The following is a 23947-nucleotide window of genomic DNA, read 5'->3' on the forward strand; positions in this document are numbered from 1 at the left end:
ATGCGGGTGACGCCCCCATACCGAAACCGGTTCGCATTTGAAGGCGCGCCGTCAGCTGCCGAACCTAAAACGAAAGGGCCCAGCGATGATCGCTGCGCCCTTGATCTTTCGGTAAATTTGAATGGTGGGCGTGACAGGGATTGAACCTGTGACCCCTACGATGTCAACGTAGTGCTCTCCCGCTGAGCTACACGCCCATCCAGTGCGGCGGCATAGACCACAGAGGCGGTCGGCCCGTCAATAGCCAAAAGCGGCTGACTCGACACTTCGCTCCCGCCGCCGACGAAACTCTCAGGCGGCCTCTTCGAGCATCTTGCCGACCTCGTCCACCAGCTCGCGCAAATGGAAGGGCTTCGACAGGATCTTGGCGTCCTTGGGAGCCTTCGAGTCGGGGTTCAGCGCAACCGCGGCGAAGCCGGTGATGAACATCACCTTGAGGTCGGGATCGAGTTCGGTCGCGCGGCGCGCCAGCTCGATGCCATCCATCTCCGGCATCACGATGTCGGTGAGCAGCAGCGAGAACGGCTCCTCACGCAGCCGCTCGTAGGCGCTGCCGCCGTTGTCGAAGGCGGTCACCTCGTAACCGGCCTTCTCCAGCGCCTTCGCCAGGAAGCGGCGCATGTCGTTGTCGTCTTCAGCGAGCAGGATCTTTGACATTCACGTTAACCCGAAGTGCCGGAGGCAACGCACCCGGCCTATGCTACGTTCAAAGGATGACAGTGTTTTAGCAGATTGGGTAATGTTTTCCCAAGAGTTTGAGCACGCGCGTTTCCAGGGAGTTCCCATCGTTGACCGACAACGTCGCCGGATCGATCGGGTACCGCTCTGATCCACCCCCGAGCTTCGAGACCGCTGCCGGACCGTGCCCGGCCTTCGAAGTTCTGAGTCCGCCACGCCCGACCGCTCCCTTCGTCTTCTCGTCCCCGCACAGCGGCCGAGCCTATCCGCTTGAATTCCTTCAGGCATCCCGGCTCGGCAGCGAAGCGATCCGCCGCTCCGAGGACCTCTTCGTCGATCAGCTGTTCGACTTCGTGCCCGCCCTCGGCGCGCCGTTGCTCCACGCCCGCTTTCCCCGCGCCTTCCTCGATCTCAACCGCGAGCCGTTCGAACTCGACCCGCGCATGTTCGCAGAAGAGCTTCCATCATTCGTAAATACGAGTTCCGTGCGCGTCGCCGGCGGTCTCGGCACGATCCCCAGGATCGTCGCCGAGCGGGAGGACATCTACCGGTCCAAGCTCACCGTGGCGGAGGGCCTCGAGCGAATCGAGCGCTACTATGTGCCCTATCACGACACCCTGTCGCGGCTCCTGCGCGACACCCAGGCGCGATTCGGCCTCGCCATCCTGATCGACTGCCATTCGATGCCTTCGACGGTGCGCACCCTGCCCGGCGGCCGCCGGCCCGACATCGTGCTCGGTGACAGGTTCGGCACGAGTGCGTCGAGCCGCATCGTCGGGCTCTTCGCCGGTCACCTCGCCGAGCGCGGCTACGACGTGGCGCTGAACAAGCCCTATGCCGGCGGCTACATCACCGAGCGCTACGGCCGCCCTGCGGCCGGCCTCCACTGCATTCAGATCGAGATCAACCGCGGCCTCTATGCCGACGAGCGGCGGTTCGTGCCGCACGAGGGCCTGGCGGAGCTGCGTCGGCGGCTGAGCGAGGTGGTGGCCAAGCTGGTGATGGACGTCACGATCGAGTGGGAGCGCCCCGCCGCGGCCGAATGACGGCAGACACGCGAAACAGCCGGTGACGCACAAAAAAACCGCGCTGCCGGGCAGCGCGGTCTAAGTCTAGGGAGGAAACGCCCAAGAAGGGCAGCAGCAGATCGCTCCGCTGCAATGCAAAACCTATGGTGCGGTGCATCAGCTGTCAACGGCCTCTCGCCGCTGGTCTTTCACCACGCCCCGGATGGGCCCCCGAGAGGTTGCGGTTCCCCCGCCCGGTCCCTAAGCCAGCGGAGGTTTCTGTCCGAACTGCCGGAGTTCCCCCCGCGATGACCGCGCTGCCGACGCTCGACTTTCTCATCGATCTCACCGAGGCGGCCGCAGCGGAGACGCTCCCACGGTTCCGCCTGCCGCTCGACGTCGACAACAAGCGGCCGGCCGACTTCGATCCCGTGACCGAGGCGGACCGGGCCGCCGAGCGCGCGATTCGCACGCTGATCGAGCGCACCCATCCCGATCACGCTATCCTGGGCGAGGAGTACGGCGCCAGCGGCGCCGGCGACCGCTGCTGGGTGATCGACCCGATCGACGGCACCCGCGCCTTCATCTCGGGATTGCCGCTCTGGGGCACGCTGATCGGCTTCACGGTCGGGGGAGTCGCTCGGGCGGGGATCATGCACCAGCCTTTCACCGGCGAACGCTTCTTCGCCGACGACAGCGGCGCCTATGCCGAGGGACCGGGCGAGCGGCATCGCCTGGCAGTGCGTCAAACCCGCTCGCTCGACGCGGCGACGCTCTTCACCACCACGCCCCGCCTGTTCACCGGAGCGCTCGCAGAGCCCTACGAACGTCTGGAACGACGCGTCAGGCTCGCCCGCTACGGCGCCGACTGCTACGCCTTCGCGATGCTGGCGGCCGGACAGATCGACCTCGTCGTCGAAGCCGGACTGCAGCCCTACGACATCGTGGCGCTGATCCCGATCATCGAACAGGCCGGCGGCGTGGTGCGCCGGATCGACGGTTCGCGGGCAGAGACGGGCGGCGACATCATCGCCGCCGCGACACCGGACCTATGGGAGGAGGCTGCCGCCTTTTTCCGCCGAGCCGACCCCCTCGAGCGCTGATCCGTCGAGCGGCAGGACCGACCCGACGAAGCTCTCGAAGGCGGAGAGGAACGGCTCGCGATAGCGGTCGGCCTCCTGCAGGAGCTCGTGGCGGGCGCCGGGAATCACCAGGTGATGGCCCGAGCGCATCCGCCATGCGAGCCGCTCGGTGGCATGAGAGGACACCACCGTGTCGGCGCCCGCGGTGACGAGCAGCGTGGGGATGCGCAGCGCGCCGATCGTGTTCGAGTCGTCCATCTTGCGCATGGCGCCGAGCGCCGAGACGAGCCAGGCGAGCGTCGGGCTGCGCAGAAAGAGCTGCGGCGCCGTCTCCGCCAGCACCTGGTTGCGCTCGAAGCGGCGGCGGTCGGAGGTGAAGGGATTGTCCTCGAAGCGGAAGCGCCGCCCGCCCTGCGGCCACTTCTGCACCGCCATCGCGCCGAAGCCGCCCAGCCGCATCGCGGCCGCGCCGAAGTAGAGCGCGTTCGGGCCGACACGCTGCGGCGGCAGGGCGATGAGCGGCGCAGCGGCGACGATCCGTTCGATCCGGTTCACCAGCCGCGGCGCCGCCAGCAGCGCCACCAGGGCGCCCATGGAGTGAGCGAGGATCACGAAGGGACCGCGGCAGTCGGGCATGACGATGGCGTGCAGGAACGCCTCGAGGTCGCGCACATAGGCGCGGAAGCTGCGCACGTGGCCACGCGTCGGGTCGTCGTGAAGGCGCGCCGACTGGCCCTGGCCGCGCCAGTCGAAGGTCGCGACCATGAAGCCGCGGCGCGTCAGGTCGCCGATCGTCTCGAAATACTTCTCGATCGCGTCGTTGCGCCCGTGCAGCAGGATGACCGTACCCCGCGTCGTCGGCAGCTGGCTCGGACAGATCGCATAGCGCAGCCGCACCCGATCCGGAGTGCGGAAGCTCGCCGATCGGATCTGCGGCGGCGGCAGGTTGCCGTCGGTCTCGATCAGGCGGTCGGGGTGAAAGGGATCAAGCATGGTCCGGACGATTGACGGCGGCAGGCGGCGCGCGTTCGAAGCTCTAATGCCTTTCCGCGGGCCGGGAAAGCGCTGCGGCAGGACGTGGAGGCCGGGATAAGATGGACCGGAGACCTGGCAAGAGGTCTCCGGCCCGAGCGACCGCAGCGGAAGGGACGGGACGCTGCGGTCGTTTTTCGAAAACGCCGGCACCTGCGGCGGTGGAGGTGTGGCCTCCGTGTGGACGGTCCGCCGCATGTTGGGCCGTTCGTGACGATCGCCCTTGGAGCGATGGGTGGAGATTGGCAGAGGGCGGCTGAACGTCTTCGGAACTGACCGTTCATGCCCCGTTCATCGCTTGGACGGCTCGCGATCAGCGCTTTGCTCGTCCGCGCGCAGCTGCCGAAATCGTCTTGAAGCCGTCGGCGCGCGTCACCATTTCATGGCTGCGATCGCCAAACGGGATCGCTGGCCGCCGGATCGCCGTAAGGGAGCCTCAGCGGCCACACGCAAACACTGTTGCTTCTTCAGGAGAACAACCATGCGCCAGTATGATTTTGCCCCGCTCTACCGCTCCACCGTCGGCTTCGACCGGCTGTTCTCGATGCTGGACAACCTCGCCCAGCCGGAGACCCAGAGCTATCCGCCCTACAATATCGAGCGCACCGGCGAGAACGCCTACCGCATCACCATGGCGGTGGCCGGCTTTGCCGACAGCGAACTCTCGATCGAGTCGCGCGAGAACGTGCTGACCGTGAAGGGCGAGAAGACCGACGAGACGGAAGGCAAGAGCGAACTCTTGTATCGCGGCATCGCCGGGCGTGCCTTCGAGCGCCGCTTCCAGCTTGCCGAGTACGTCGAGGTGAAGGGCGCCAGCCTGCGCAACGGGCTGCTCCACATCGATCTCGTCCGGGTCATTCCGGAGGCGATGAAGCCCCGCAAGATCGAGATCGCTGCGGCGGACAACGCCAACGCGAAGCAGATCGAGGCGAACGCGGCCTGATCCGCCTCGAGCATCGATCCATCGGCGGCGCCCTTTCGGGCGCCGCTTTCGTTCAAGGCCGGCGGTGACGACCGGTCTCGCCGCGCCGGCGGCGGATCAGCCTTCGCCCTCGAAGCTCCCGGCAAAGTGCAGCACCAGCTGCCGCTCGTGCGGCCGGGCCCGGTGCTCGACGACGTAGAGCCCCTGCCAGGTGCCGAGCATCATGCGGCCCGCCTGCACCGGAATCGCGATGCTGGTCGCGGTGATCGCGGCCTTGACGTGCGCCGGCATGTCGTCCGGCCCCTCCACATCATGCCGATACGGTGCGTCCTGTGGCGCCAGCTGGTCCAGCGCGTCGAGAAGATCGTCCCGCACGTCCGGGTCGGCGTTCTCCTGGATGACCAGCGAGGCCGAGGTGTGCCGGATGAAGACGGTGAGCAGGCCGTCGCGCACCCGCAGGTCCCGCAGCCTTGCATTCATCTTGGCCGAGACGTCCTGCATGGAGCGCCCGCGCGTCTGGACGGTGAGGGTTTCGATCGCCTGCCGCATCCTGTCGTCCTCCCGCTGCCCGAGGTCCTGGCCGGGCGTCGCCCGCCCGGCGACTTCCAAGCGAGTTCGGGTTATAACGCCTTTGATCCGAGACGGAGAAGGATGCCGGCATGAGCAGTGCGCGCCTCACGTTGAGTCCGTCGGCCTTCGATCCGGACACTGTCGATCCAAGCCTGCGCGAGATGAACGACTGGATCGCCCGGACCCAGGCCGCGCTGCCCGATCCGTGGACGCTGCCGGTCGATCTCGTTCGCCAGGCGCGGCGTTCGGGCCGGGGCATCATGCCCGCGCTCGCTCTCGATCCGGCCGCCACCACCCGCACGATCGGGGCGCGCGACGGCCACCCGATCCCGCTGCGCCTGTTCCACCCCGCCAAGGGCCGTTCGGCCGGAACCTACCTGCACCTTCACGGCGGCGGCTGGATGTATGGTTCGGCCGACGAGAACGACCCCCGGCTGCGCCGGCTTGCCGACAACACCGGCCTCGACGTCGTCTCGGTCGACTACCGGCTGGCGCCGGAGCACCCGTTTCCCCTCGGGCCGAACGACTGCGAGGACGCCGCCCTTGCTCTCGCGACGGGCGGGATCGCAGGCGTCTCGCGCGGCTTTCTTGCGATTGGAGGCGAGTCGGCGGGGGCGCATCTGGCGGTGCTGACGCTGCTGCGGTTGCGGGACGATCATGGGCTGACGCCCTTCAGCGCTGCGAACCTCGTCGCCGGCTGCTTCGACCTCTCCCTGACGCCGAGCGTGCGCAATTTCGGGCCCGAGCGGCTGGTGCTGAACAGCAACGACGTGCTGCAGTTCGTCCGCCGCTTCCTGCCGGAGAGTTTCGACCGGACCAATCCCGAGGTGTCGCCGCTCTACGCCGATCTGACGGGACTGCCGCCGGCGCTCTTCACCTGCGGCACCCGCGACCTCCTCCTCGACGACACGCTGTTCATGTCGGCCCGGTGGTTCGCGGCCGGCAACGGCACCAACCTGTCGCTCTACAATGGCGGCGCGCACGTCTTCCAGATGTGGCCAGGCGACGTCGGCGACACCTCCCTCGGCGAAATGGAAGGGTGCCTGCGCAGCTTCATGCACCGTGCGGGATGAACGTTGGGAGCTTCGGGGCCAAGGCTCGGAACCGCGGCAAGCCGCGGGTCCCGGCCCGGGAACGAGCGAGACGCAGTCGCCGGTGCGCACGCTCCGCGCCTTCCCTTCCTCCGGTCGAAGCCGAAGTGCCGGCGCGGGCGCGCGTCAGGTGCGGTTCGGCGTCGGCTCGGCCGGGTCGCGCCGGTCCTCGTCCATCTCGCGGACGATGTCGCGGAACATCTGGAACACCTGCCGCGCCTGACCCAGGGACTTCTGGAAGTCCTCCTCGTCGCTCGTCGAGGCTCCCGTCGCCTGCAGCCGCTTCTCGAGGCCGGCGACGCGCGCTTCCAGCTGCGTCAGCCGCCGCTCCAGCCCGGGCAGCGAGGGTCCTGACCCGGCAGGGTTGCCGGGCCGAGCTCGATCGCCCTGCGGCGGCGAGGCCGTGTCCTCGGCCTCCGGAGCACTCGGATCTGCCGTCACGTCGCCGGGCGGCACCGCTGCACTGGCTCCGTCCTCCCCGCGCGCGCAGACCATGATCCCCGCCTGCGGCCGGCAGAGCGTGATCGCACCTGTCTCGGTGTCGAGCCGCGCGATGCCGCCCTCCACCGGCTGCATCTGGTAGCGCGCCGGCGGCACCGGCCGGTCGGCGAAGAGGTTTTCCTGTGCTCCCGCCGGGACGGCCAGGAAAAGCAGGGCCGGGAGCAGCGTTGCGGATCGCATGGCGGTGACACCTCTCTCTTACTGAAGTCCGGGCCCGTGAGGGTTAAGCGCTCACTGTGAACGCAGCAAGGCAGGTCGCGGCCGATTGACCGCCGTGCCCCCCTCTGGCAACTCCAGAGCATGAGCGAGTTCATCTACAAGATCGTCCCGCGCGACCTCTGGCAGGCAGCGGAACGTGCCGGCCACTTCGATGGCGCGCCGGTCGACCATGCCGACGGCTACATCCATTTCTCGACCGCGAGCCAGGCGCGCGAGACGGCGGCGAAGCACTTTGCCGGTATCGACGACCTGCTGCTGGTCGCGGTCGAGCCGGCCAGGCTCGGGGATGCGCTGAAGTGGGAGGTCTCGCGCGGCGGGGCGCTGTTCCCGCATCTCTATGCCCCGCTGCCGCTCGTCGACGTCGCGCGCGTCGAGCCCTTGCCGCTCGGGCCGGACGGCCTCCACCGCTTCCCGGACACGGTGCGATGAAGCGCGCCTACGCGCTGGCGCGGCCGCTCCTCTTCAAGCTCGAACCCGAACGCGCCCACCGCCTGTCGATCGAGGCGCTGAAGCACGGCCTCGTGCCGCGCCGGAACCTGCCGATCGACGCGCGGCTGCGCGTGTCGCTCGCCGGCATCAATTTCCCGAACCCGATCGGGCTCGCCGCCGGCTACGACAAGGACGCCGAGGTGCCCGACGCGGCGCTGCGCCTCGGCTTCGGCTTTGCCGAGGTCGGCACGATCACGCCGAAGCCGCAGGACGGCAATCCGCAGCCGCGGGTCTTCCGCCTCGAGAGCGAACGCGCCCTCATCAACCGCCTCGGCTTCAACAATGGCGGCGAAGCGGACGCGTTCGAGCGGATGCAGGCGCGGGTCCGCAAGCCGGGCATCGTCGGCGTCAATGTCGGCGCCAACAAGGAGACGAGCGACCGGATCGCCGACTATGTCAGCGGCATCAGCCTGTTCGAGCCGGTGGCGAGCTACCTGACGGTCAACATCTCCTCGCCCAACACGCCGGGGCTGCGCGACCTGCAGGCGGGCGATGCGCTGGACAAGCTGCTCGCGGCCCTCGTTGCCGCGCGCAACGGGCTTGCCGCCATCGCGGCGACGAAGCGCAAGCCGCTCTTCGTCAAGGTCGCCCCCGACCTCGACCTCCTGCAGATCCAGGAGATCGCCGCGGTGTGCAAGCGCCACAAGGCCGATGGGCTCATCGTCTCCAACACGACGCTCTCGCGCCCGCGCACGATGAAGGGCCACCCCCTCGCGGAGGAGACCGGCGGCCTGTCCGGCCGGCCCCTCTTCGCCCGCTCGACCTGGGCGCTCGCCGCCTTCCGCAGGGCAGTCGGACGCGACTTTCCGGTGATCGGCGTCGGCGGGGTCGACGGTCCCGAAGCCGCGATCGCCAAGTTCGAGGCCGGCGCCGACCTGGTGCAGCTCTACACCGGGCTCGTCTACGAGGGGCCGGACCTGCCGCTGCGCATCCTGAACGGCCTCGTGGGCCATCTCGACCGGGTCGGCGCGCGCCACGTCCTCGACCTCAAGGGTCGGCGGGTGGACGAGATCCTGGAGGCAGGCCCGCCGACGGACTGATCAGCCGGCGGGCGCGAAGGCGGCCCTGCGCCGGCGCGGCAGCGACAACAGGAGCGAGACGCCGCGCATCGACAGGAACAGCTCCATCGCCAGCCACAGCCCGTGATTGCCGAAGAGCGGTGTCAGCGTGAAGGCGGCGAGGACGAAGAGCGCCAGCGAGACGAGCATCATGTCGCGCATCGTGCGCGACCAGGTGGCGCCGATATAGACGCCGTCCATGACGAAGGCGAGCATCCCGGCGAGCGGGGTCAGCGCCGCCCAGGGCAGAAACGCCTCCGCCGTGTCCCGCACGCCCGGGTCCACCGTGAGGAGGGCGATCAGCGCGTCGCCGGCCAGGAGGAACACGAGGGAAATCGCAGCCGCCAGCACCGCGCTCCACAGGATCGCGAGCTTCACTGCCCGGTCGAAGGCCGGCAGCCAGTGCGCGCCGACCGAGCGGCCGACCAGCTGCTCGGCCGCGGTCGCGACCCCGTCGAGGAAGTAGCCGCCGACGAGGAAGAGGTTCATCAGGATGCCGTTCGCCGCGAGCACAACGGCGCCGAAGCCGGCTCCGAAGCGGGTGAATAGCGTGAAGGCCGCGAGCAGCGAGAAGGACCGGATCATGATGTCGCGGTTGACGCCGAGCATCCGCAGGAAGCCGGCGCGGTCGAGGATGCGGACGCGCGAGGGCCGGTCCGCCGGGTCGAAGCGCCGGATCACGACGGCCGCTCCGACGAGCGCGCCGACCGTCTCGCCGGCCACCGTGCCGAGTGCGACGCCCGCGATCCCCCAGCCGAGCACCAGGCCGAAGGTGATCGACAGGGCGATGTTGACGCCGTTGATGAGGAGCTGCAGCGCCAGGCCGAGACCGCCCTGCCCGCGCCCGAGCACGTGTCCGAGGACGGCGTAGTTCACCAGCGCGAAGGGCGCCGAGAACATCCGCACGAAGACGTAGGTGCCCGTCGCGACAGCGACCGCCGGACCCGGAGCGACGGCGAGAAGCCCGAGCGCGGTGATGACCGGCTCGGCGAGGATCATGGCGATACCGACGGTCAGCGCGATCATCAGCGCCCGCCAGAACACCGCCTGCACCTCGCGGCCGTTCTCCTCGCCGGCCGCCTGAGCCGTCAGCCCCGTGGTGCCCGAGCGCAGGAAGTTGAAGCTCGAGAAGGCGACGTCGAAGATCACCGAGCCGACGGCGAGGCCACCGAGCGCCACCGGGTCGCCGAGCTGGCCGATGACGCCGGCATCGGTGACGCCGAGGAGCGGCGTCGTGACGAAGGCGAAGGTCATCGGCAGCGTGATGCGCCAGACCTCGCGATGGGTGACCTCGAACGGGCGCGATATCCGGGGCAGCGCCCCGCCGGGCGGCGGACCGATGGTCGGGGTCATCTGGCAGGGCTCCGGCGGATCATCGGGCGGCACCCGGCATAGCCGAGTCCGCTCGCCGCGCCTATCTCTGGCGCGAGATGCCCCTGCCGATCGTCCACCACCCCGCCTTCGATGCTCGCTTCGACGAGAAGCACCGCTTTCCGATGTCGAAGTTTTCGCGCCTCGCCGAGATCCTCGTCGAGGACGGGATCGTCGGGCGGGACGGCTGGCACGTCCCCGCTCCGGCCCTGCCGAGCTGGCTGCGGCTCGCCCATTCGTCGCGCTATGTCGACCAGGTTCTGCATCAGGCGGTGCCGCACGAGATGGAGAAGGCGATCGGCTTTTCGGTCGACGAGCGGGTGACCATGCGCTCGCGCTGCGCCACCGGCGGCACGGTGCTGACCGCACGGCTCGCGCTCGCCGAGGGTTTGGCCTGCAACACCGCCGGCGGCAGCCATCATGCGGGGCGCGACGGCGGCGCCGGCTTTTCGGTGTTCAACGACGTGGCGGTCGCCGCCGAGGTCCTGCTCGCCGATGGCGACATCCGCCGCGTCCTCGTCTTCGACTGCGACGTCCACCAGGGCGACGGCACTGCGGCGATCTTCGCCGACGAACCGGACGTCTTCACCCTGTCGATCCACGGCGCGAAGAACTATCCGCCGGTGAAGCAGCGCTCGGATCTCGACGTGCCGCTGGCCGACGCCACCGCGGACGCCGCCTATCTCGCGCTGCTGCCGGACCTCCTGCGCCATGCGCTGGGGGCCGCACGACCGGATCTCGTCTTCTACAACGCTGGCGTCGATCCGCATGCCGATGATCGGCTCGGCCGGCTGTCGCTCAGCGACGAGGGACTGGCCGAGCGGGACCGGCGCGTCATCGGCTTCTTCCGCGACCGGCAGATCCCCGTCGCCGCAGTCATCGGCGGCGGCTACTCCCGCGATATCGAGACGCTGGCCCGCCGACACACGATCCTGCACCGCGTCGCCAGCGAGTTCGTCTGACGTCTCCGGCTCAGCGAGCGGATACGGCTGCAACCGAAGCGCCGCCACGGCATTTCCGCCCCGTCCCCTTGCAGCCGATCGGACCGCCATGACCGACGCCATCGACATCGCCCGCAGCCACCAGCAGGGGCGCGGGCGCCAGGCCCAGCGCCCGAGCGACATCCCCCGGCAGGGATGGAAGGACATTTTCTGGCGGCTGTGGGGCGAGATCTCGGACGATCGGGTGATGCTGGTGGCGGCCGGCGTCACCTACTACATCCTCCTCGCCTTCGTTCCAGGCCTGACGGCGACCATTTCCATGTACGGGCTCGTCGCCGATCCGCACACGATCGCCGAGCAGGTGTCCATGCTGCAGGGCATCGTTCCCGGCGGCGCCCTCGACATTCTCAACGACCAGCTGAACCGCCTGACGCAGCAGAACGATTCCGCCCTCAGCTTCGCCTTCGTCGTCTCGATCCTGATCGCGCTGTGGAGCGCGAACTCGGGCATGAAGTCGCTGTTCGAGGCGATGAACGTCGCTTACGACCAGAAGGAGACGCGCTCCTTCGTGAAGCTGACGCTGACCTCCTTCGTCTTCACCCTCGGCCTCATCGCGATGATCCTCGCGATGGTCGTTCTCGTCGTGGTGCTGCCGCCGGTGCTGGACTTCCTCGGCTTCGGCAACTCCGCGCAATGGCTGGTGCAGATCGCGAGCTTTGCCGTCTTGTTCCTGATGCTGTCGCTCGGCATCGCCGCGCTGTACCGATGGGGCCCGAACCGGCAGAACGCCAAGTGGCGCTGGATCACGCCGGGCACGATCCTGTCGCTCCTCCTGACCCTCGTCGTGTCGGTGCTGTTCTCCTGGTACAGCGCCAATTTCGGCTCCTACAACGCGACCTACGGCTCGCTCGGCGCCCTCATCGGCTTCATGACCTGGATGTGGCTGTCGAACACCATCGTCATCGTCGGCGGCGAACTGAACTCCGAACTCGAGCACCAGACCGCCGAGGACACGACGACCGGTGCGCCGCAGCCGATGGGAAGTCGCGGCGCGACGATGGCCGACAGTGTCGGGCAGGCGAGCTCGGGGGACGCTGCGAGCGGCCTCGGACCGGGTGGCAAGGGCGCGAAGGCGGCGCGCCAGCGCGCCGAGGTGGAGCGGCTGGAGCGGGACGCGACGGTTGCCGTCGCAACGCTGGCGGTGGCCCTGCCCGCGGCGCTGATCGTCTCCCTGCTGCGCGGCGGCAAGCCGGCGCACGAGGGCCGCGGCAGGCGTGGCAGGGCCAAGGCGTCTCAGCGCCCGAGCTTGAGCAGGCGCGACAGGAGGAAGATCGGCACCACGATCACGGCGCCGAGGAGGAAATAGCTGAGGACGTTGTCGAGCGAGCCGAAGACCACGCGGCTCAGCCAGCGGAAGAAGTCGACGATCCAGTCGACGATGGCCGCCGGCGTGAGGTGCAGCCAGCTGAGGATGAGCCCGACCAGAAGCGAGATGATCACCAGGCGGATCAGCACCGACAGCGGCGAGCCGCCGAGAAACTGCGTCAGACGTCCGGACACGAAGCGTTCCCCCAAGAGAAGTCCCGCCGTGAGGTAAGCGGTGCGGCCATCACTCGCAAGCACGCTTCGTGCTGGACCGCCCGTGGACACCACCGCCCCGTGCCTGCCGCACGTCAATCCGGCAGCATCGCCTGCAGCGTCTCCAGCCGGTCCGCCTCGAAGGCCGGCTTGTCCCAGCGCAGCCGCGAGACGCGTGGAAATCGCATGGCGACACCGGACTTGTGCCGGGTCGAGCGCGCCAGCCCCTCGAAGGCGACCTCGAGAACCAGTCCGTGGTCGGGGTCCGCCCGCACGGAACGCACCGGGCCGTAGCGCTCGATCGTGTTGTCGCGGATGTACTTGTCGAGCTGTTTCAGCTCCTCGTCGGTGAAGCCGAAATACGCCTTGCCGACCGGCACCAGCTCGGGCTGGTCGTCCGGTCCCGTCCAGACGCCGAAGGTGTAGTCGGAGTAGAAGCTCGAGCGCTTGCCGTGGCCGCGCTGGGCATACATCAGCACCGCATCGATGAGATGGGGGTCCTGCTTCCACTTGAACCATGGCCCCTTCGGCCGGCCGGGCACGTAGGGCGAATCCCACCGCTTCAGCATCACGCCCTCGATCACCGGGTGGGGCGGCTCGCGCCGCCGCGCCGCCAACTGATCGAAATCGGCGAAGGCGACATTGTCGGAGAAATCGAAGCGGGTCGGCTCCAGCGCACCGAGCAAGCCCCGCAGCCGCTCGCGCCGCTCCCGATAGCTCAGAGCCCTTAGGTCGTCCCGTCCGTCCTGGAGCAGATCGTAGACCCTGAGGAACACCGGATACTTCTTCATCACCGTGGCGCTGACGCTCTTGCGGTTCAGCCGCTGCTGCAGATCGGAGAAGGTGCCGGTGACGATCGGCGCGCCGACCGCCTTCGACGGGCGGGCGACGAGAAGTTCGCCGTCGAGCGAGCCGTCGAAGTCCATGTGCTCCAGGAGGTCGCGAAAGGAGCCGGAGATGTCGTCGCCGGTGCGGGAGTAGAGCCGGCGCACGCCGCGCTCGCAGGTCGCCTGCACGCGGATGCCGTCCCACTTCCACTCGGCCGCGTAGTCGTCCGGCGTGATCCGGCCATAGTCCGGCTCCTCCAGCGGCTGCGACAGCATCACCGGCCGGAACGGCGCGGCGGCGGCCGATTCCGGCTTCGGCGCACGGTCCTCCAGCCAGGCGAACAGATCCTCGTAGGGCGCCGACAGGCCGTGCCAGAGCTCCTCGATCGCGGTGATCTCCTTGCCGCCGAAGTCGGCGAGCGCCTGCTTGGCGAGGCGCGAGGAGACGCCAATCCGCATGGCGCCGGTGACGAGCTTCAGGAGCGCATAGCGCCCGGCCGAGTCGAGCCGGTCGAGCCAGCCCTCGATGAGCCGCGGCCCCTCCTGTCGCGAAGCGCGATCGAGAGTGGTCACGATCTCGGCCAGCGTCGGCACGTCGTTGCGCCCCTGCCGCTCGCCGTCGTGCGGGGCGGGCCAGACCAGGGCGATGGTCTCGGCGAGGTCGCCGACATAGTCGTAGGAATAGCCGAACAGCACCTCGTCCATGCGCTCGGCCATCAACGCGCGCAGCATCGCGGGCTTGACCGAGCGGATGTCGAGTTCGCCGGTGATCGCGGCCAGCGCATAGCCCCGTTCGGGATCGGGCACGGCGGCGAAGAAATCGGCCATCAGCCGCAGCTTGCCATTGCGGGACGGTGTCAGGACGAGGCGGTCGAGAAGCTGGGCGAAACGCTGCATGGCACCGGCGGGAACGCGAGACACCCGGTATCTAGAGCGCCAGGGCCACCGGATCAGGGCGCGCCAGGGCGGCGCGGCGACGGAGCGCGATGTGGTGGCGAGCGGTGAACACCGCGTCGGCGTCCATGCCGGGCTCGCGCGTCAGCCAGTCGAGATAATCGTCCGGCACCTCGGCGATCGGCAGGTTCTTGTGCTTGCCGAAGCGCAGCTTGGTCAGAAGCGCCGGCTGGTTCGACACCCGCTCGGCCCGTTCGAAGAAGTCGCCGAGATCGGCGCAGCGCGGCATCAGCTGCTCGGCGATGGACCGCAGCAGCACCGCCGTGCAGGCCGCATCGAAGAGGGCCCGGTGGGGATGCAGGTCGGCGAGGATGTGATCGATGCCCGACAGATCGAGCGGCAGATGGCGCACCAGCGACTGGAGCCCGTGGGCACGCGTGTCGGGAAAGGCGCGCAGCGCCAGCTTGTGCGTGCAGAGCCAGCGCCCGGTCAGCCGCAGGCGGGAGCGGTCGAAGTCGGCGCGTTGCGCGGCGAAGGCCGGGGCGCCGGCGAACCGGCCGATCACCTCGGCGAACGGCGGCGCATCGGCCAGCATCTTGTCGGAGATCTTGTGCACCCGCCGGGCATGCGGGTTGATCGGCACGCCAGCCGGATGGCAGAGCGTCTGCATCGGGTTGAAGATCACACCCGTCGAAAGATCGAGATCGACCGAGCCGATTTCGATCACCGCGTCTTCGGCGAGCGGCTGCCCGGCCGTCTCCGTGTCGATCACCCGCACGATGGGCGAGAGCGGAGCGGCAAACAGCGACAGCGTGGTCGGGACGGCGGCGAAAAGGTCCATGCTCTTGCATAGATCGCGATTCGGGCCATCGCGCGCAAGCGCTTCGTGCCACTTGTCTTGGCGGCAGCACGTCGCAGAGCCTTCGACGGCAAAAGCGTCGACAGTCTCCCTCTGGACGCCGCACCCCCGCGCGCCGAGCTTCGCTCCAGCCTCGCGGGAATTGCCGCTTGAACCGACGGGCGTTAACGGCTATTTCACGCGGCGTCCGTCGGTGCAGAGCGCCGGGCCGGATCAGCCGCTTTAGCTCAGTCGGTAGAGCACATCATTCGTAATGATGGGGTCGCGTGTTCGAGTCACGCAAGCGGCACCACTTCCCTCTGGCCTCGCGGGTCGGACCTGTGCCGCAGCACTCGCTCGGCGGGGGAGTGGGACGAGCGTTCGGCACCGTGCCTGACGATGGCGCTCCGTGACTATCCTCAGTAACGTCACGTATTTGCAAATCCTTTAGCTTAATTCATCGTGAAGATGCTGAAGATGCCTGTTGAAGGCGCTTCACATCAACATGAAAAGGAGAGCGGCGATGCTCTCGACCAAGCCCAAAGTCCTGATCGTGGAAGACGAGTACCTGATCGCCATGGACCTGCAGGATATACTGGAGGGGGCCGGTTACGAGGTCTGCGGCGTGGCCGCGACCGAAGACGAGGCGGTGGACGTGGCGCAACAGGTCGCCCCCGACGCCCTCACGGTGGACTTCTGGCTTCGGCAGGGCAACGGGGTGGACGCGGTCGAGCGCATTCAACGCACCCTGTCGGCCGCCGTCGTCTATGTCACCGGCAACGTCGAAGAGGTCACGGCGCTGCGCCCGGATGCCGATTGCATCCGCAAGCCCTACCGCGCCGATCGCATTCTGGCCCGTCTCGAGCGCAGCCTGCGCGACCGGGATACATGTGGTGCGCGCGGCGCGCGCGCGGCGGGTCCGGCGGCTCCCTCCCCCGCATCGCTCCACGGTCTCGCCTCCTAGGCCGCGGCTACGGGGCTGCCCAGGATCCACGGCATCGGCCTGGAAGCAGGCAACGGCGACACGGCTTCCGTCCCCTCTGGCGGCTGAACGGGCATCCGACACTTCAATCGACGACAGAGGACAGCAGAAAGACGCCACGCGGCAGAGCCACGCGGCGTCGAGTTCCCGATGTGGCCGGGATCTACTGCAGGAGGAGGTCCTCGCCGAGATAGTCCACCGACGGCTGCGTCATATGGAAATCGAGGCCGGCCGTCGGGATGGCCACCTCCGGTTCCGGCCCGCAATGGGCCAGGATCTGCTGCGTCAGCGGCAGCGCGTAGCTGCGGGCCTGGCAGAGCGCGGCCAGATCGCGCAGCTGATCCGGCGACAGCGCCCGAACGATTTCCGCGACACGATCCTCGTAGGACCGCAGCAGCAGCCCGAGGATCTCCTCGGCCTTCAACGTCGATTTCTTCTTCGGCCTGTTGTAGCTGCCCATTGCATCTTCCCCGTTGTAGCGTCCCGGTTCATCCGCTTGACGGAGCGGCTCGGAACGCGCGTCTCCAGACGTCTCTTCCGCTGCAGAGCACGCGCCCCTTTCTGATCGAGCTGTTCCGCGGTGCAGCAGCGACTGCGACCTTCACAGTAAGGCACGAGAATCAGGATGAGGAAACTCGTACATATACTTAGAGGGTGGCTTTGCATCAGCCGTCGATACATTAAGACCACACTATAAGCCGCGACGATCAAGCCTTGGCGGGCGCAGCAGGCCTGGCACTCCGGCGATCGGCGACCGGACAAGTGTCGCAGCGCTCGACCCCCTCCAGCCGATAGCGCAGACAGCAGATCCGCCGCAGGCGTTCGCCTGCCGCCTCCTGCCGCGCCCCGAATGGGCGGTGCAGGGGATTGCGCACACCGTCGGGGCGGCATGGCGCCTGGCAGAGATCGGCGATCCGGGCTGCGCCCGCCCCTGTCAGCATGCTGCCGACGAACTCGATGGCGACGGCCGCATTCGACCAGAGCAACCGCGGCGCCAAGTCGGCGGCGCGGGCCAGCGCGTCGATGATGGGCGCGAGATGGCCGTCGATCAAGGCGGCATGACGCGGCCAGGCGGCCGGTTCGACGGCCGCCGGCAGGCTCTGCGTCCTTGTCAGGACGAAGCACTCCGGCCGCCCCGTCGCATGGGGCACCATCGCGATGTCCGCGGCGGCGCCGAGGCCCTGGCAACCGGCCGCGGCCGAGAGCAGAAGCAACGGGGAGAGCAGCAGTCCGAAATACCATTGCGACCAGAGCGATGTCGCCGCGCGTCCATCGTCCGCTGGGTGGGTCTGCCCGCGATAGACCTCGAGCAGCGGCAGCAACACGGCCTCCTCGCCAAGCGACACGCAGGGGATCGACCCCGGCGGCGGGACGCCGACCTGAAACCAATCCGCCAGGTGCTGTCGCTCGCCGGCAAAGATCGTTCCGGCCAATCCCACCAGGTCGTGCACCGGGATGGGGCGCGCGATGCCCGGCGGCTCATCCGGGACCCCAAAGGACCCGTGCGAGCCGGCCGGCCGGCGAAGGGTCCGACGGCGCTTGTCCGCCGGATCGGAGGGATCGTCTGCGGCGATCGGCGGCATGGGAGAGCGATCCCGGCGAAGGAGCAGAGCGCCGTTCATAACGAGCGCCTCGGCGGATTTGATGCGCCATCCCTGACAAAAGATGACTGGTCTTGTCAAGTTTCTCCTGCGGGACCGTCGCGGGGGCGCGAGACGTGGCGCCGGCGGCTGCGACGCGCTCACCCGTCCGGCATCCACGCCGGATTCTCTCGTATGGACCTATATTTACACCGGATCTTAAGGCCGGTTGTGGACCATACCTCGAGCATTGCGCCGTAACGTGACTATCGAGGCCTGTTTGGAGATGACACGGCGAGAGACGATCAAAGTCGGACTGGTGGACGACGACCCGCTGTTCCTCGAACACGTGTCGAACCTCCTGAACCTGCAGACGGACCTGACCGTGATGCGTTTCGCCAGCGCGCGAAATCTCGTGGCGGAGCTTGAACGTCAGCCGGTCGACTGTCTCGTGATCGACTATGATCTCGGCGCCGACAACGGCCTCAACATCCGCGACACCCTGCGTGCGCAGCTGCCCGCTCTCCCGCCGCTGATCATGATCACCGGGGGCGGCAGCGAGCGGACCGCGGTGAAGGCGTTCCGCGGCGGCTTCGTCGACTACGTGTCGAAGCGAAACTTCAACATCGGCGAGCTGATCGATGCCATCCGGCGCGCGGTGGCGCAGAATGCCCCGCCCGCTCCGGGAGCTGCAGCCGGCACGCACGACGGGCGCACCGATGCCCTGACCGGTCTCTACAACCCCGTCTTCATGCAGGAGCGTCTGCGTCAGCTGGTCGGCGACCCCTGGATCAACAACTTCACCATCATCGGGATCGCCATCCAGCGGCTGCCGGAGATCCGGGCCGGCCTCGGCTTCCTGAACACCGAGCGGGTGTGCACCGACTTCGCCAAGCGCCTGAAGCTCGCCTCGAGGGGGTCGGAGATTGCCGGCTCGATCGGCGGAGACCGGTGGCTGGTCCTCATCGACACCAAGATCACCCAGGAGAAGCTTCAGGCGACCTGCGATCACCTGACGGCGCAGTTGCGCTTCCGCCTCCAGTTCGACGAGATCTACGTCGAGCTGGTGCCGGAGCTGACGGTCTCCACCTACCCTCTGCATGGCGACAGCGTCGAAACGCTGCTGGCGCGCACCTTTCCCCGACCGATCCTGCCGGCCCCGTCCAGCGTGCCGGCCGAAGCGCACTTGCTGCGGGAGACGTCGCGCATGCCCGAGCCGGCGGTCGCCGACGTCGCTCCGGAGAGTGTCGGCCCGGCGGTCAGCGAGCATTCCGAGCAGCGCCGCGAGCGCCGGCAGCGCGTGATCAAGCAGGCCGAACTGATCTTCGGCGAGGGCAAGATGGCGATCCTCTGCCGGGTTGGCGACATCTCCAGCGCCGGCGCACGCCTGCGGCTGGACACCTGGGTCGCGGCGCCCGAGAAGTTCCGCATGCAGATCCTGGGCACGGGCGTCGTGCGCCATGCGGTCACCCGCTGGCAGCGCGGCCTCAACGTCGGCATTGAATTCGTGGACGATCCCGCATGAGCGCTGCGACCGATGCCGCCTTTCAGGATCGCATGGCAAAGCTCCGCGCGAAGTTCTGCGAGCGCTCGCTCGAGCAAGCGGACCTCCTCGACCGGCTCGCCGAAACGAGCCGCACCGCGGGCCTGCCGCCGCAGGTCCGATCGATCGCCCATACGCTCGCCGGCTCGGCCGGGCTCTACGGCTTTTGCGACATCACCGAGGCCGCCGCCGCGCTGGAGGACGGCGTCGTGGCGGGCGCCCCTACCGCAGAGGTCTTGACGCTCATCGACGGCCTTTCGCGGATTATCCGGCACCGGATCACGCCGGCAGCCGAGGCCGCATCGGACTAAACCGCGGAACGTAGATCGTGAACGACTCCTCCCCTCCCCACCTCGGCGAAAGCGCGCGCCTCAACGGCGCCGGCCCGTCCGACCGGATCGACGACCCGGCCGATGAGTTGGGGCTGAAGGCGCGCATGCGCGGCACGGTCGCCGTCACGGCCGCCGAGGATCGAGCGGGAGAGCTCTTCAGCATCGTCGCATCGCTCGGCTATCAGCCCATCGACGGTCGGACCGCGGGCACAGGCGACAAGGTCGTCGCCTCGCTGATCCAGGCCGCGTGCGATCCGCACCTGGAGCTGACGCGCAGCCAGTCCAAGCATGCCTATGTCGTGCTCCTGGACCTGCCCAACACCTTCGAGCAGCGCCTGGCCGCCGCCCGCGCCGGCGCGCATGGCGTGATTTCCGGCGAGTTCAGCCCCAACGAGCTCGGCGCCTGGCTGAGCGAATGCGACAAGCTTTCCCAGCAGCGTCCCTCCTATACGATCCTGATCGTCGACGACGACGATCTCGCCGGCGAATTCTATGCCGCGGCGCTCGAGGCCGCGGGCATGCACACCCATCTGGTGACCTCTGCCTCGCAGGTGCTGGCCGCCGTCGAAACGCAGCGCCCGGATCTGGTCCTGATGGACATGCACATGCCGGACGCGAGCGGTCTCGAGGTCGCCCAGCTCATTCGCCAGTCCCGCGCGGCCCTCGCGATGCCGATCATCTTCCTGTCGGCCGAGCGCGACCGCCAGGTGCGGTTCAACGCAAGGGCGGTCGGCGGCGACGACTTCATCACCAAGCCGATCGATCCGGACGAACTCGCGGCCGTGGTCCGGCTGCGCGCCGAGCGGGCGGTGACGCTGCGGCGCCTGATGGAGCGCGACAGTCTCACCGACCTCCTCAACCACGCCTCGTTCAAGGCACGGCTCGCGGAAGAGATGGAACGCTCGCGGCGCACCGGTGCGCCGCTCACGGTCTGCATCCTCGACATCGACCACTTCAAGGCGATCAACGACACCTGGGGGCACCAGGTCGGCGACTACGTGATCCAGGCGCTGGCGCGGGCCCTGCGACGCAGCCTGCGTCAGAACGATGTGGTCTCGCGCTACGGAGGCGAGGAGTTCGCCATCCTGCTGCTGGACACCGGCATCGATCACGCGGAGGTGGTGATCGACCGCATCCGCAGCCAGTTTTCCGAAATCCCGATGCTGGCCGGCGATACACGCTTCACCGTCAGCTTCAGCGCCGGCGTCGCCAGCAATCGCGCGGACCTCGATACGGTTTCGATCATCAACGAGGCCGACGTCGCCCTCTACCAGGCCAAGCGGGGCGGCCGCAACCGCGTGGCGACCGCGCGCCGGGCGTGACCGCGGTCCCCGCGCCGGTCGCATCGCCGCCGCCCCCGGCGCTCCGGACCGCACCGGCCGAGCCGCGGCGAGCCGAAGCCCCAGCGATTGCCGCCTTTTCAGTTCAGAGAACCTTCAGACAAACGCGCCAAGATGCGCAACGCGTCGCAGGCGCGCTTCAGTTGTTTCGAGCGGACGGCGGGAGCTGGTCTTGAGTTTCGTCATGACGATGGCCGAGAGTGCGTCGATCATTCTCCTGGCCGTGCTGTTTCTTGCCTTTGTCCGGGCTCGCTTCGCCGAGCGCTTCTGGCTGTCGGGCCTGCTTCTCGGCATCGTCTTCGCCCTCGTCGGCGCGATGGTCATGCAGAACCCGGTCGAGATCGTCCCCGGCATCCGGACGGACCCTCGCAGTGCGGTCGTGGCGCTCGCCGCCGCCTTTGGCGGACCGCTCAGTGCGGCGATCACCGCAGCCGCGCTGTCGTCCCTCCGGCTCTATTTCGGCGGCCTCGGGGCCTGGTCGGGCGCCTACAGCATCTGGGGCATGGCGGTCGCGAGCGCCGCGCTCTGGTACTGGTGGCGACGGCTGCGCGGTTGGGACATCGACCCGCACTATGTCGCGCTGCAGGCCGTTCTGGCCGGCGTGGTTCCGACGCTCGTGCTCTGGGTGACCACGAAGGCCAGCATGGAGACCTTCGCGCTCTCGGCCTCGCTCTTCGTGCCGACCAACATGATCGCGGTCTATCTCCTCGGGACCCTTCTCCTGCGCGACCAGGAGCGGCGGATGGCGCTTGCCGCGCATCGCGACGCCGAGGCACGGCTGCAGGCGATCGCCAACAATGCGCCGGCCGTCCTGTTCCAGATGGTTCGTGATCCGGCCGGCGCTCCGATCTTCACCTTCCTGTCGCGCGGCACGAACCGCATCTTCGGCATCGATCCGGCCGAGGTGCTCGCGTCTCCCACCCTCTTCACCGAGATGCTGTCGCATCAGGGGGCGACGTCCATCACCGAGCAGCTCGCAACTTCCGCGGAAACCCTCGAGGCGTGGTCGCTCGACGTCGAATGCGTACGCTCCGACAGCGGCATCGTCTGGCTGCGCTTTGCCGCCGAACCGCGCATCGACGCCGGTGGCGAGCTGGTGTGGGACGGCACGGCCACGGACGTGACCGCACAGAAGCGCTCCGAGCAGATGAAGGACGAATTCATCTCGGTGGTCAGTCACGAGCTGCGCACGCCGCTGACCTCGATCCGGGGCTCGCTCGGCCTCTTGACCAGCGGAGCCGCCGGCCAGTTGCCGCCGCGAGCCGCCAATCTCACCGCCATCGCGCACAGCAACAGCGAGCGGCTGGTGCTGCTCGTCAACGACATCCTCGACATGGAGAAGATCCGGTCGGGCAAGATGGAGCTGAGCATCCGCCCGGAGCCGCTCCGCGCGCTGCTGGAGCAGGCGATCCGCGGCAACAAGGACTATCTGCCCGAGAAGGGCGTCAAGCTGGTGCTTCTCGACGACGCCCACGACGTCAAGGTGATGGTCGATCCCGACCGCCTGCAGCAGGTCCTGTCCAACCTTCTGTCGAACGCTGTGAAGTTCGCACCCGAGGGTTCCACGGTCACCGTCGCCGCAGCTCTCGCCGGGACGATGGTCCGCATCTCCGTCACCGACGAGGGGCCAGGCATCCCGGAGGAGTTCCGCTCGCGCATCTTCGGGCGCTTCGAACAGGCCGAATCCTCCAGCACCCGCCGGTCGGGCGGCACCGGGCTCGGCCTCAACATCAGCCGTGCGATCGTCGAACGGATGGCCGGTGTCATCGATTTCGCCTGCCCGCCGGCGGGCGGCACGGTGTTCTTCATCGACCTGCCGATGCGCCGGTCCACCGTCGCCGAGCGGCCGGCGGACCGGTCCCCGGAGGCGAGGGCGGACTGCCCCCGGGTGCTGATCTGCGGCGCCGACCGGGAAATCTCGGCGATCGTCGGGGAGGCGCTGCGCACCGCCGGGCTCTGCAGCGATGCCGCACCCGATCTCGACACCAGCCGCGAGCTCCTGGCGACGCGCGACTATTCGGCGATGGTGCTCGATACGGCGCTCATCAAGACGGCCGGCGCGAGCTTCTTCGACGAGATCCGGCTTGGCGCGCGGACCCGTGACCTGCCGATCATCGTCATCGAGGGCGAAGCCGATGGCGCGCAGAGCCTGCGCGGACACATGACCGACATCGTCGACTGGCTGGCGAAGCCGGTGGACGCCGAGCGCTTCGGCGCCGCCATCGGCAAGGCGCTCGGCCAGACGCAGCGCAAGCGCCCCCGCATCCTTCACGTGGAGGATGACGAGTCGGTGCTCAAGGTTCTCGCCGAGACGATGGACGGCAAGGTCGCCGTCACCTTCGCGCGCAGCCTGGCCGAGGCGCGCGCGAGCCTGGCGACCGCCTCGTTCGGCGTCGTGGTGCTCGATCTGCAATTGCCAGACGGCAGCGGCCTCGACCTGCTCGACGACATTCCTCCGGAGACGCCCGTGATCGTGTTCTCCGCCTTCGATGTCGGTCCCGAGGTTACAGCGCGCGTCGGAACCGTCATAACCAAGTCGAGGATGCGCGAAATCGACGTCGCCGAAGCGGTGCTCGCCGCACTTCCGCCACCTGCGGGCGACACCGACGCGCCGCTGCAACTGACTGCCTGACGGGGCCGGCCCATGGCGAAGATTCTCTACGTCGACGACGAACACGACATCCGCGAGGTCGCCCAGATGTCGCTCGAGCTCGACCCGGACTTCGAGGTCCGTTCCGTCGCGTCGGGAGCGGCGGCATTGGCGGAAGCCCGGGACTGGCAGCCGGACCTCATCATGCTCGACGTGATGATGCCGGAAATGGACGGACCGGAGACGAAGCGTCGCCTGCAGGCCGAGCCTGAGACGGCCGCGATCCCGGTCGTCTTCATCACCGCCCGCACCCAGCCGCACGAGGTCGAGGAGTTGCGCGTGCTCGGCGCCGTGGCCGTGATCCCGAAGCCCTTCGACCCCATGACCCTTGCGGCGAGCGTGCGCGCACACCTGCCGCGCGGGTGAAGCGAGCGGGGACGCCGGCAGGCCACCGGATCCCCTGCGCCACTCCTCGTCGAAAC

General features: G+C 68.4%; 24 protein-coding genes and 2 tRNA genes. 15 read left to right on the top strand and 11 right to left on the bottom strand.

Translation table 11 applies throughout. The annotated features are described in order from the left end of the window. Positions 1-122: 122 nt before the first annotated feature. Positions 123-197 (bottom strand) — tRNA-Val (locus tag NPA30_RS14070). Between the two features lie 94 nt (positions 198-291). Further along, positions 292-657, bottom strand: a complete 366-nt coding sequence (gene cpdR / locus NPA30_RS14075) for a cell cycle two-component system response regulator CpdR (RefSeq protein ID WP_256803363.1) — start codon at positions 655-657, stop codon at positions 292-294. Positions 658-788: 131 nt separating this feature from the next. On the opposite strand from cpdR, the gene NPA30_RS14080 reads away from it, so the two are divergent. Continuing rightward, a complete protein-coding gene (locus NPA30_RS14080) occupies positions 789-1724 on the top strand; it encodes an N-formylglutamate amidohydrolase (protein ID WP_256803365.1) in 936 nt (311 codons plus the stop codon). Between the two features lie 269 nt (positions 1725-1993). Next, complete coding sequence (hisN, locus tag NPA30_RS14085) at positions 1994-2788, top strand: histidinol-phosphatase (RefSeq protein WP_256803367.1); 795 nt, start codon at positions 1994-1996, stop codon at positions 2786-2788. Here the strand turns inward: hisN and NPA30_RS14090 are convergent. Next, positions 2735-3760 (bottom strand): alpha/beta fold hydrolase, encoded by a 1026-nt coding sequence (locus NPA30_RS14090; protein WP_256803368.1) that lies wholly within the window; start codon positions 3758-3760, stop codon positions 2735-2737. The genes hisN and NPA30_RS14090 overlap by 54 nt on opposite strands. Before the next feature lie 520 nt (positions 3761-4280). Between NPA30_RS14090 and NPA30_RS14095 the strand changes: the two genes are divergently transcribed. After that, positions 4281-4742 carry an Hsp20 family protein gene (locus NPA30_RS14095; RefSeq protein ID WP_256803369.1) on the top strand — a complete coding sequence of 154 codons (462 nt, stop codon included), beginning with the start codon at positions 4281-4283 and terminating at the stop codon, positions 4740-4742. A gap of 96 nt (positions 4743-4838) precedes the next feature. Here NPA30_RS14095 and NPA30_RS14100 read toward each other — a convergent pair whose 3' ends face one another. After that, positions 4839-5270: a secondary thiamine-phosphate synthase enzyme YjbQ gene (locus tag NPA30_RS14100; RefSeq protein ID WP_256803370.1), complete on the bottom strand. Its 432-nt coding sequence runs from the start codon at positions 5268-5270 to the stop codon at positions 4839-4841. A 110-nt stretch (positions 5271-5380) separates the two neighbouring features. On the opposite strand from NPA30_RS14100, the gene NPA30_RS14105 reads away from it, so the two are divergent. Further along, positions 5381-6364 (top strand): alpha/beta hydrolase, encoded by a 984-nt coding sequence (locus NPA30_RS14105; protein WP_306228914.1) that lies wholly within the window; start codon positions 5381-5383, stop codon positions 6362-6364. Between the two features lie 144 nt (positions 6365-6508). Here NPA30_RS14105 and NPA30_RS14110 read toward each other — a convergent pair whose 3' ends face one another. Continuing rightward, the gene (locus NPA30_RS14110) at positions 6509-7063 is read right to left on the bottom strand and encodes a hypothetical protein (RefSeq protein ID WP_256803371.1); all 555 of its coding nucleotides are present in this window, start codon (positions 7061-7063) and stop codon (positions 6509-6511) included. Positions 7064-7183: 120 nt separating this feature from the next. Between NPA30_RS14110 and NPA30_RS14115 the strand changes: the two genes are divergently transcribed. Continuing rightward, complete coding sequence (locus tag NPA30_RS14115; protein WP_256803372.1) at positions 7184-7531, top strand: DUF952 domain-containing protein; 348 nt, start codon at positions 7184-7186, stop codon at positions 7529-7531. Then, a complete protein-coding gene (locus NPA30_RS14120) occupies positions 7528-8631 on the top strand; it encodes a quinone-dependent dihydroorotate dehydrogenase (RefSeq protein ID WP_256803373.1) in 1104 nt (367 codons plus the stop codon). The genes NPA30_RS14115 and NPA30_RS14120 overlap by 4 nt, the downstream gene beginning before the upstream one ends. On the opposite strand, the gene NPA30_RS14125 is transcribed toward NPA30_RS14120, so the two are convergent. Then, a complete protein-coding gene (locus NPA30_RS14125) occupies positions 8632-10002 on the bottom strand; it encodes an MATE family efflux transporter (RefSeq protein WP_256803374.1) in 1371 nt (456 codons plus the stop codon). Between the two features lie 77 nt (positions 10003-10079). On the opposite strand from NPA30_RS14125, the gene NPA30_RS14130 reads away from it, so the two are divergent. Together NPA30_RS14130 and NPA30_RS14135 are read left to right on the top strand one after the other, a co-directional pair. After that, positions 10080-10982: a histone deacetylase family protein gene (locus NPA30_RS14130; RefSeq protein ID WP_256803375.1), complete on the top strand. Its 903-nt coding sequence runs from the start codon at positions 10080-10082 to the stop codon at positions 10980-10982. A gap of 88 nt (positions 10983-11070) precedes the next feature. Next, complete coding sequence (locus tag NPA30_RS14135; protein WP_256803376.1) at positions 11071-12327, top strand: YihY/virulence factor BrkB family protein; 1257 nt, start codon at positions 11071-11073, stop codon at positions 12325-12327. Here NPA30_RS14135 and NPA30_RS14140 read toward each other — a convergent pair. The 3 genes from NPA30_RS14140 to NPA30_RS14150 form a co-directional block, all read right to left on the bottom strand. Continuing rightward, a complete protein-coding gene (locus tag NPA30_RS14140; RefSeq protein WP_256803377.1) occupies positions 12255-12521 on the bottom strand; it encodes a DUF6460 domain-containing protein in 267 nt (88 codons plus the stop codon). The genes NPA30_RS14135 and NPA30_RS14140 overlap by 73 nt on opposite strands. Positions 12522-12634: 113 nt before the next feature. After that, positions 12635-14263 carry a cisplatin damage response ATP-dependent DNA ligase gene (locus NPA30_RS14145; RefSeq protein ID WP_256803378.1) on the bottom strand — a complete coding sequence of 543 codons (1629 nt, stop codon included), beginning with the start codon at positions 14261-14263 and terminating at the stop codon, positions 12635-12637. Positions 14264-14294: 31 nt separating this feature from the next. Beyond that, a complete protein-coding gene (locus tag NPA30_RS14150; RefSeq protein WP_256803379.1) occupies positions 14295-15101 on the bottom strand; it encodes an exonuclease domain-containing protein in 807 nt (268 codons plus the stop codon). A gap of 234 nt (positions 15102-15335) precedes the next feature. Between NPA30_RS14150 and NPA30_RS14155 the strand changes: the two genes are divergently transcribed. Together NPA30_RS14155 and NPA30_RS14160 are read left to right on the top strand one after the other, a co-directional pair. Next, positions 15336-15411: transfer RNA gene (locus NPA30_RS14155), tRNA-Thr, on the top strand. Between the two features lie 210 nt (positions 15412-15621). Beyond that, positions 15622-16062 (top strand): response regulator, encoded by a 441-nt coding sequence (locus NPA30_RS14160; protein WP_256803380.1) that lies wholly within the window; start codon positions 15622-15624, stop codon positions 16060-16062. Between the two features lie 181 nt (positions 16063-16243). Here NPA30_RS14160 and NPA30_RS14165 read toward each other — a convergent pair whose 3' ends face one another. After that, positions 16244-16540 (bottom strand): hypothetical protein, encoded by a 297-nt coding sequence (locus NPA30_RS14165; protein WP_256803381.1) that lies wholly within the window; start codon positions 16538-16540, stop codon positions 16244-16246. A 247-nt stretch (positions 16541-16787) separates the two neighbouring features. After that, positions 16788-17663 (bottom strand): siderophore-iron reductase FhuF, encoded by an 876-nt coding sequence (gene fhuF, locus NPA30_RS14170; protein ID WP_256803383.1) that lies wholly within the window; start codon positions 17661-17663, stop codon positions 16788-16790. 283 nt (positions 17664-17946) lie between these two features. On the opposite strand from fhuF, the gene NPA30_RS14175 reads away from it, so the two are divergent. The 5 genes from NPA30_RS14175 to NPA30_RS14195 all read left to right on the top strand — a co-directional run bounded on the left by NPA30_RS14175 (position 17947) and on the right by NPA30_RS14195 (position 23891). Further along, positions 17947-19185: a response regulator gene (locus NPA30_RS14175; RefSeq protein WP_256803384.1), complete on the top strand. Its 1239-nt coding sequence runs from the start codon at positions 17947-17949 to the stop codon at positions 19183-19185. After that, on the top strand, positions 19182-19514 hold the full coding sequence (locus NPA30_RS14180) for an Hpt domain-containing protein (protein ID WP_256803385.1): 333 nt from the start codon (positions 19182-19184) through the stop codon (positions 19512-19514). The genes NPA30_RS14175 and NPA30_RS14180 overlap by 4 nt, the downstream gene beginning before the upstream one ends. A 17-nt stretch (positions 19515-19531) precedes the next feature. Continuing rightward, complete coding sequence (locus NPA30_RS14185; protein ID WP_256803386.1) at positions 19532-20857, top strand: GGDEF domain-containing protein; 1326 nt, start codon at positions 19532-19534, stop codon at positions 20855-20857. A gap of 190 nt (positions 20858-21047) precedes the next feature. Continuing rightward, positions 21048-23507: an ATP-binding protein gene (locus NPA30_RS14190; RefSeq protein ID WP_256803389.1), complete on the top strand. Its 2460-nt coding sequence runs from the start codon at positions 21048-21050 to the stop codon at positions 23505-23507. A 12-nt stretch (positions 23508-23519) separates the two neighbouring features. Next, complete coding sequence (locus NPA30_RS14195) at positions 23520-23891, top strand: response regulator (RefSeq protein ID WP_256803392.1); 372 nt, start codon at positions 23520-23522, stop codon at positions 23889-23891. Positions 23892-23947: the final 56 nt, after the last annotated feature.

The sequence above is a fragment of the Mangrovibrevibacter kandeliae genome, from assembly GCF_024519155.1.
Lineage (GTDB): Bacteria > Pseudomonadota > Alphaproteobacteria > Rhizobiales > Rhizobiaceae > Mangrovibrevibacter > Mangrovibrevibacter kandeliae.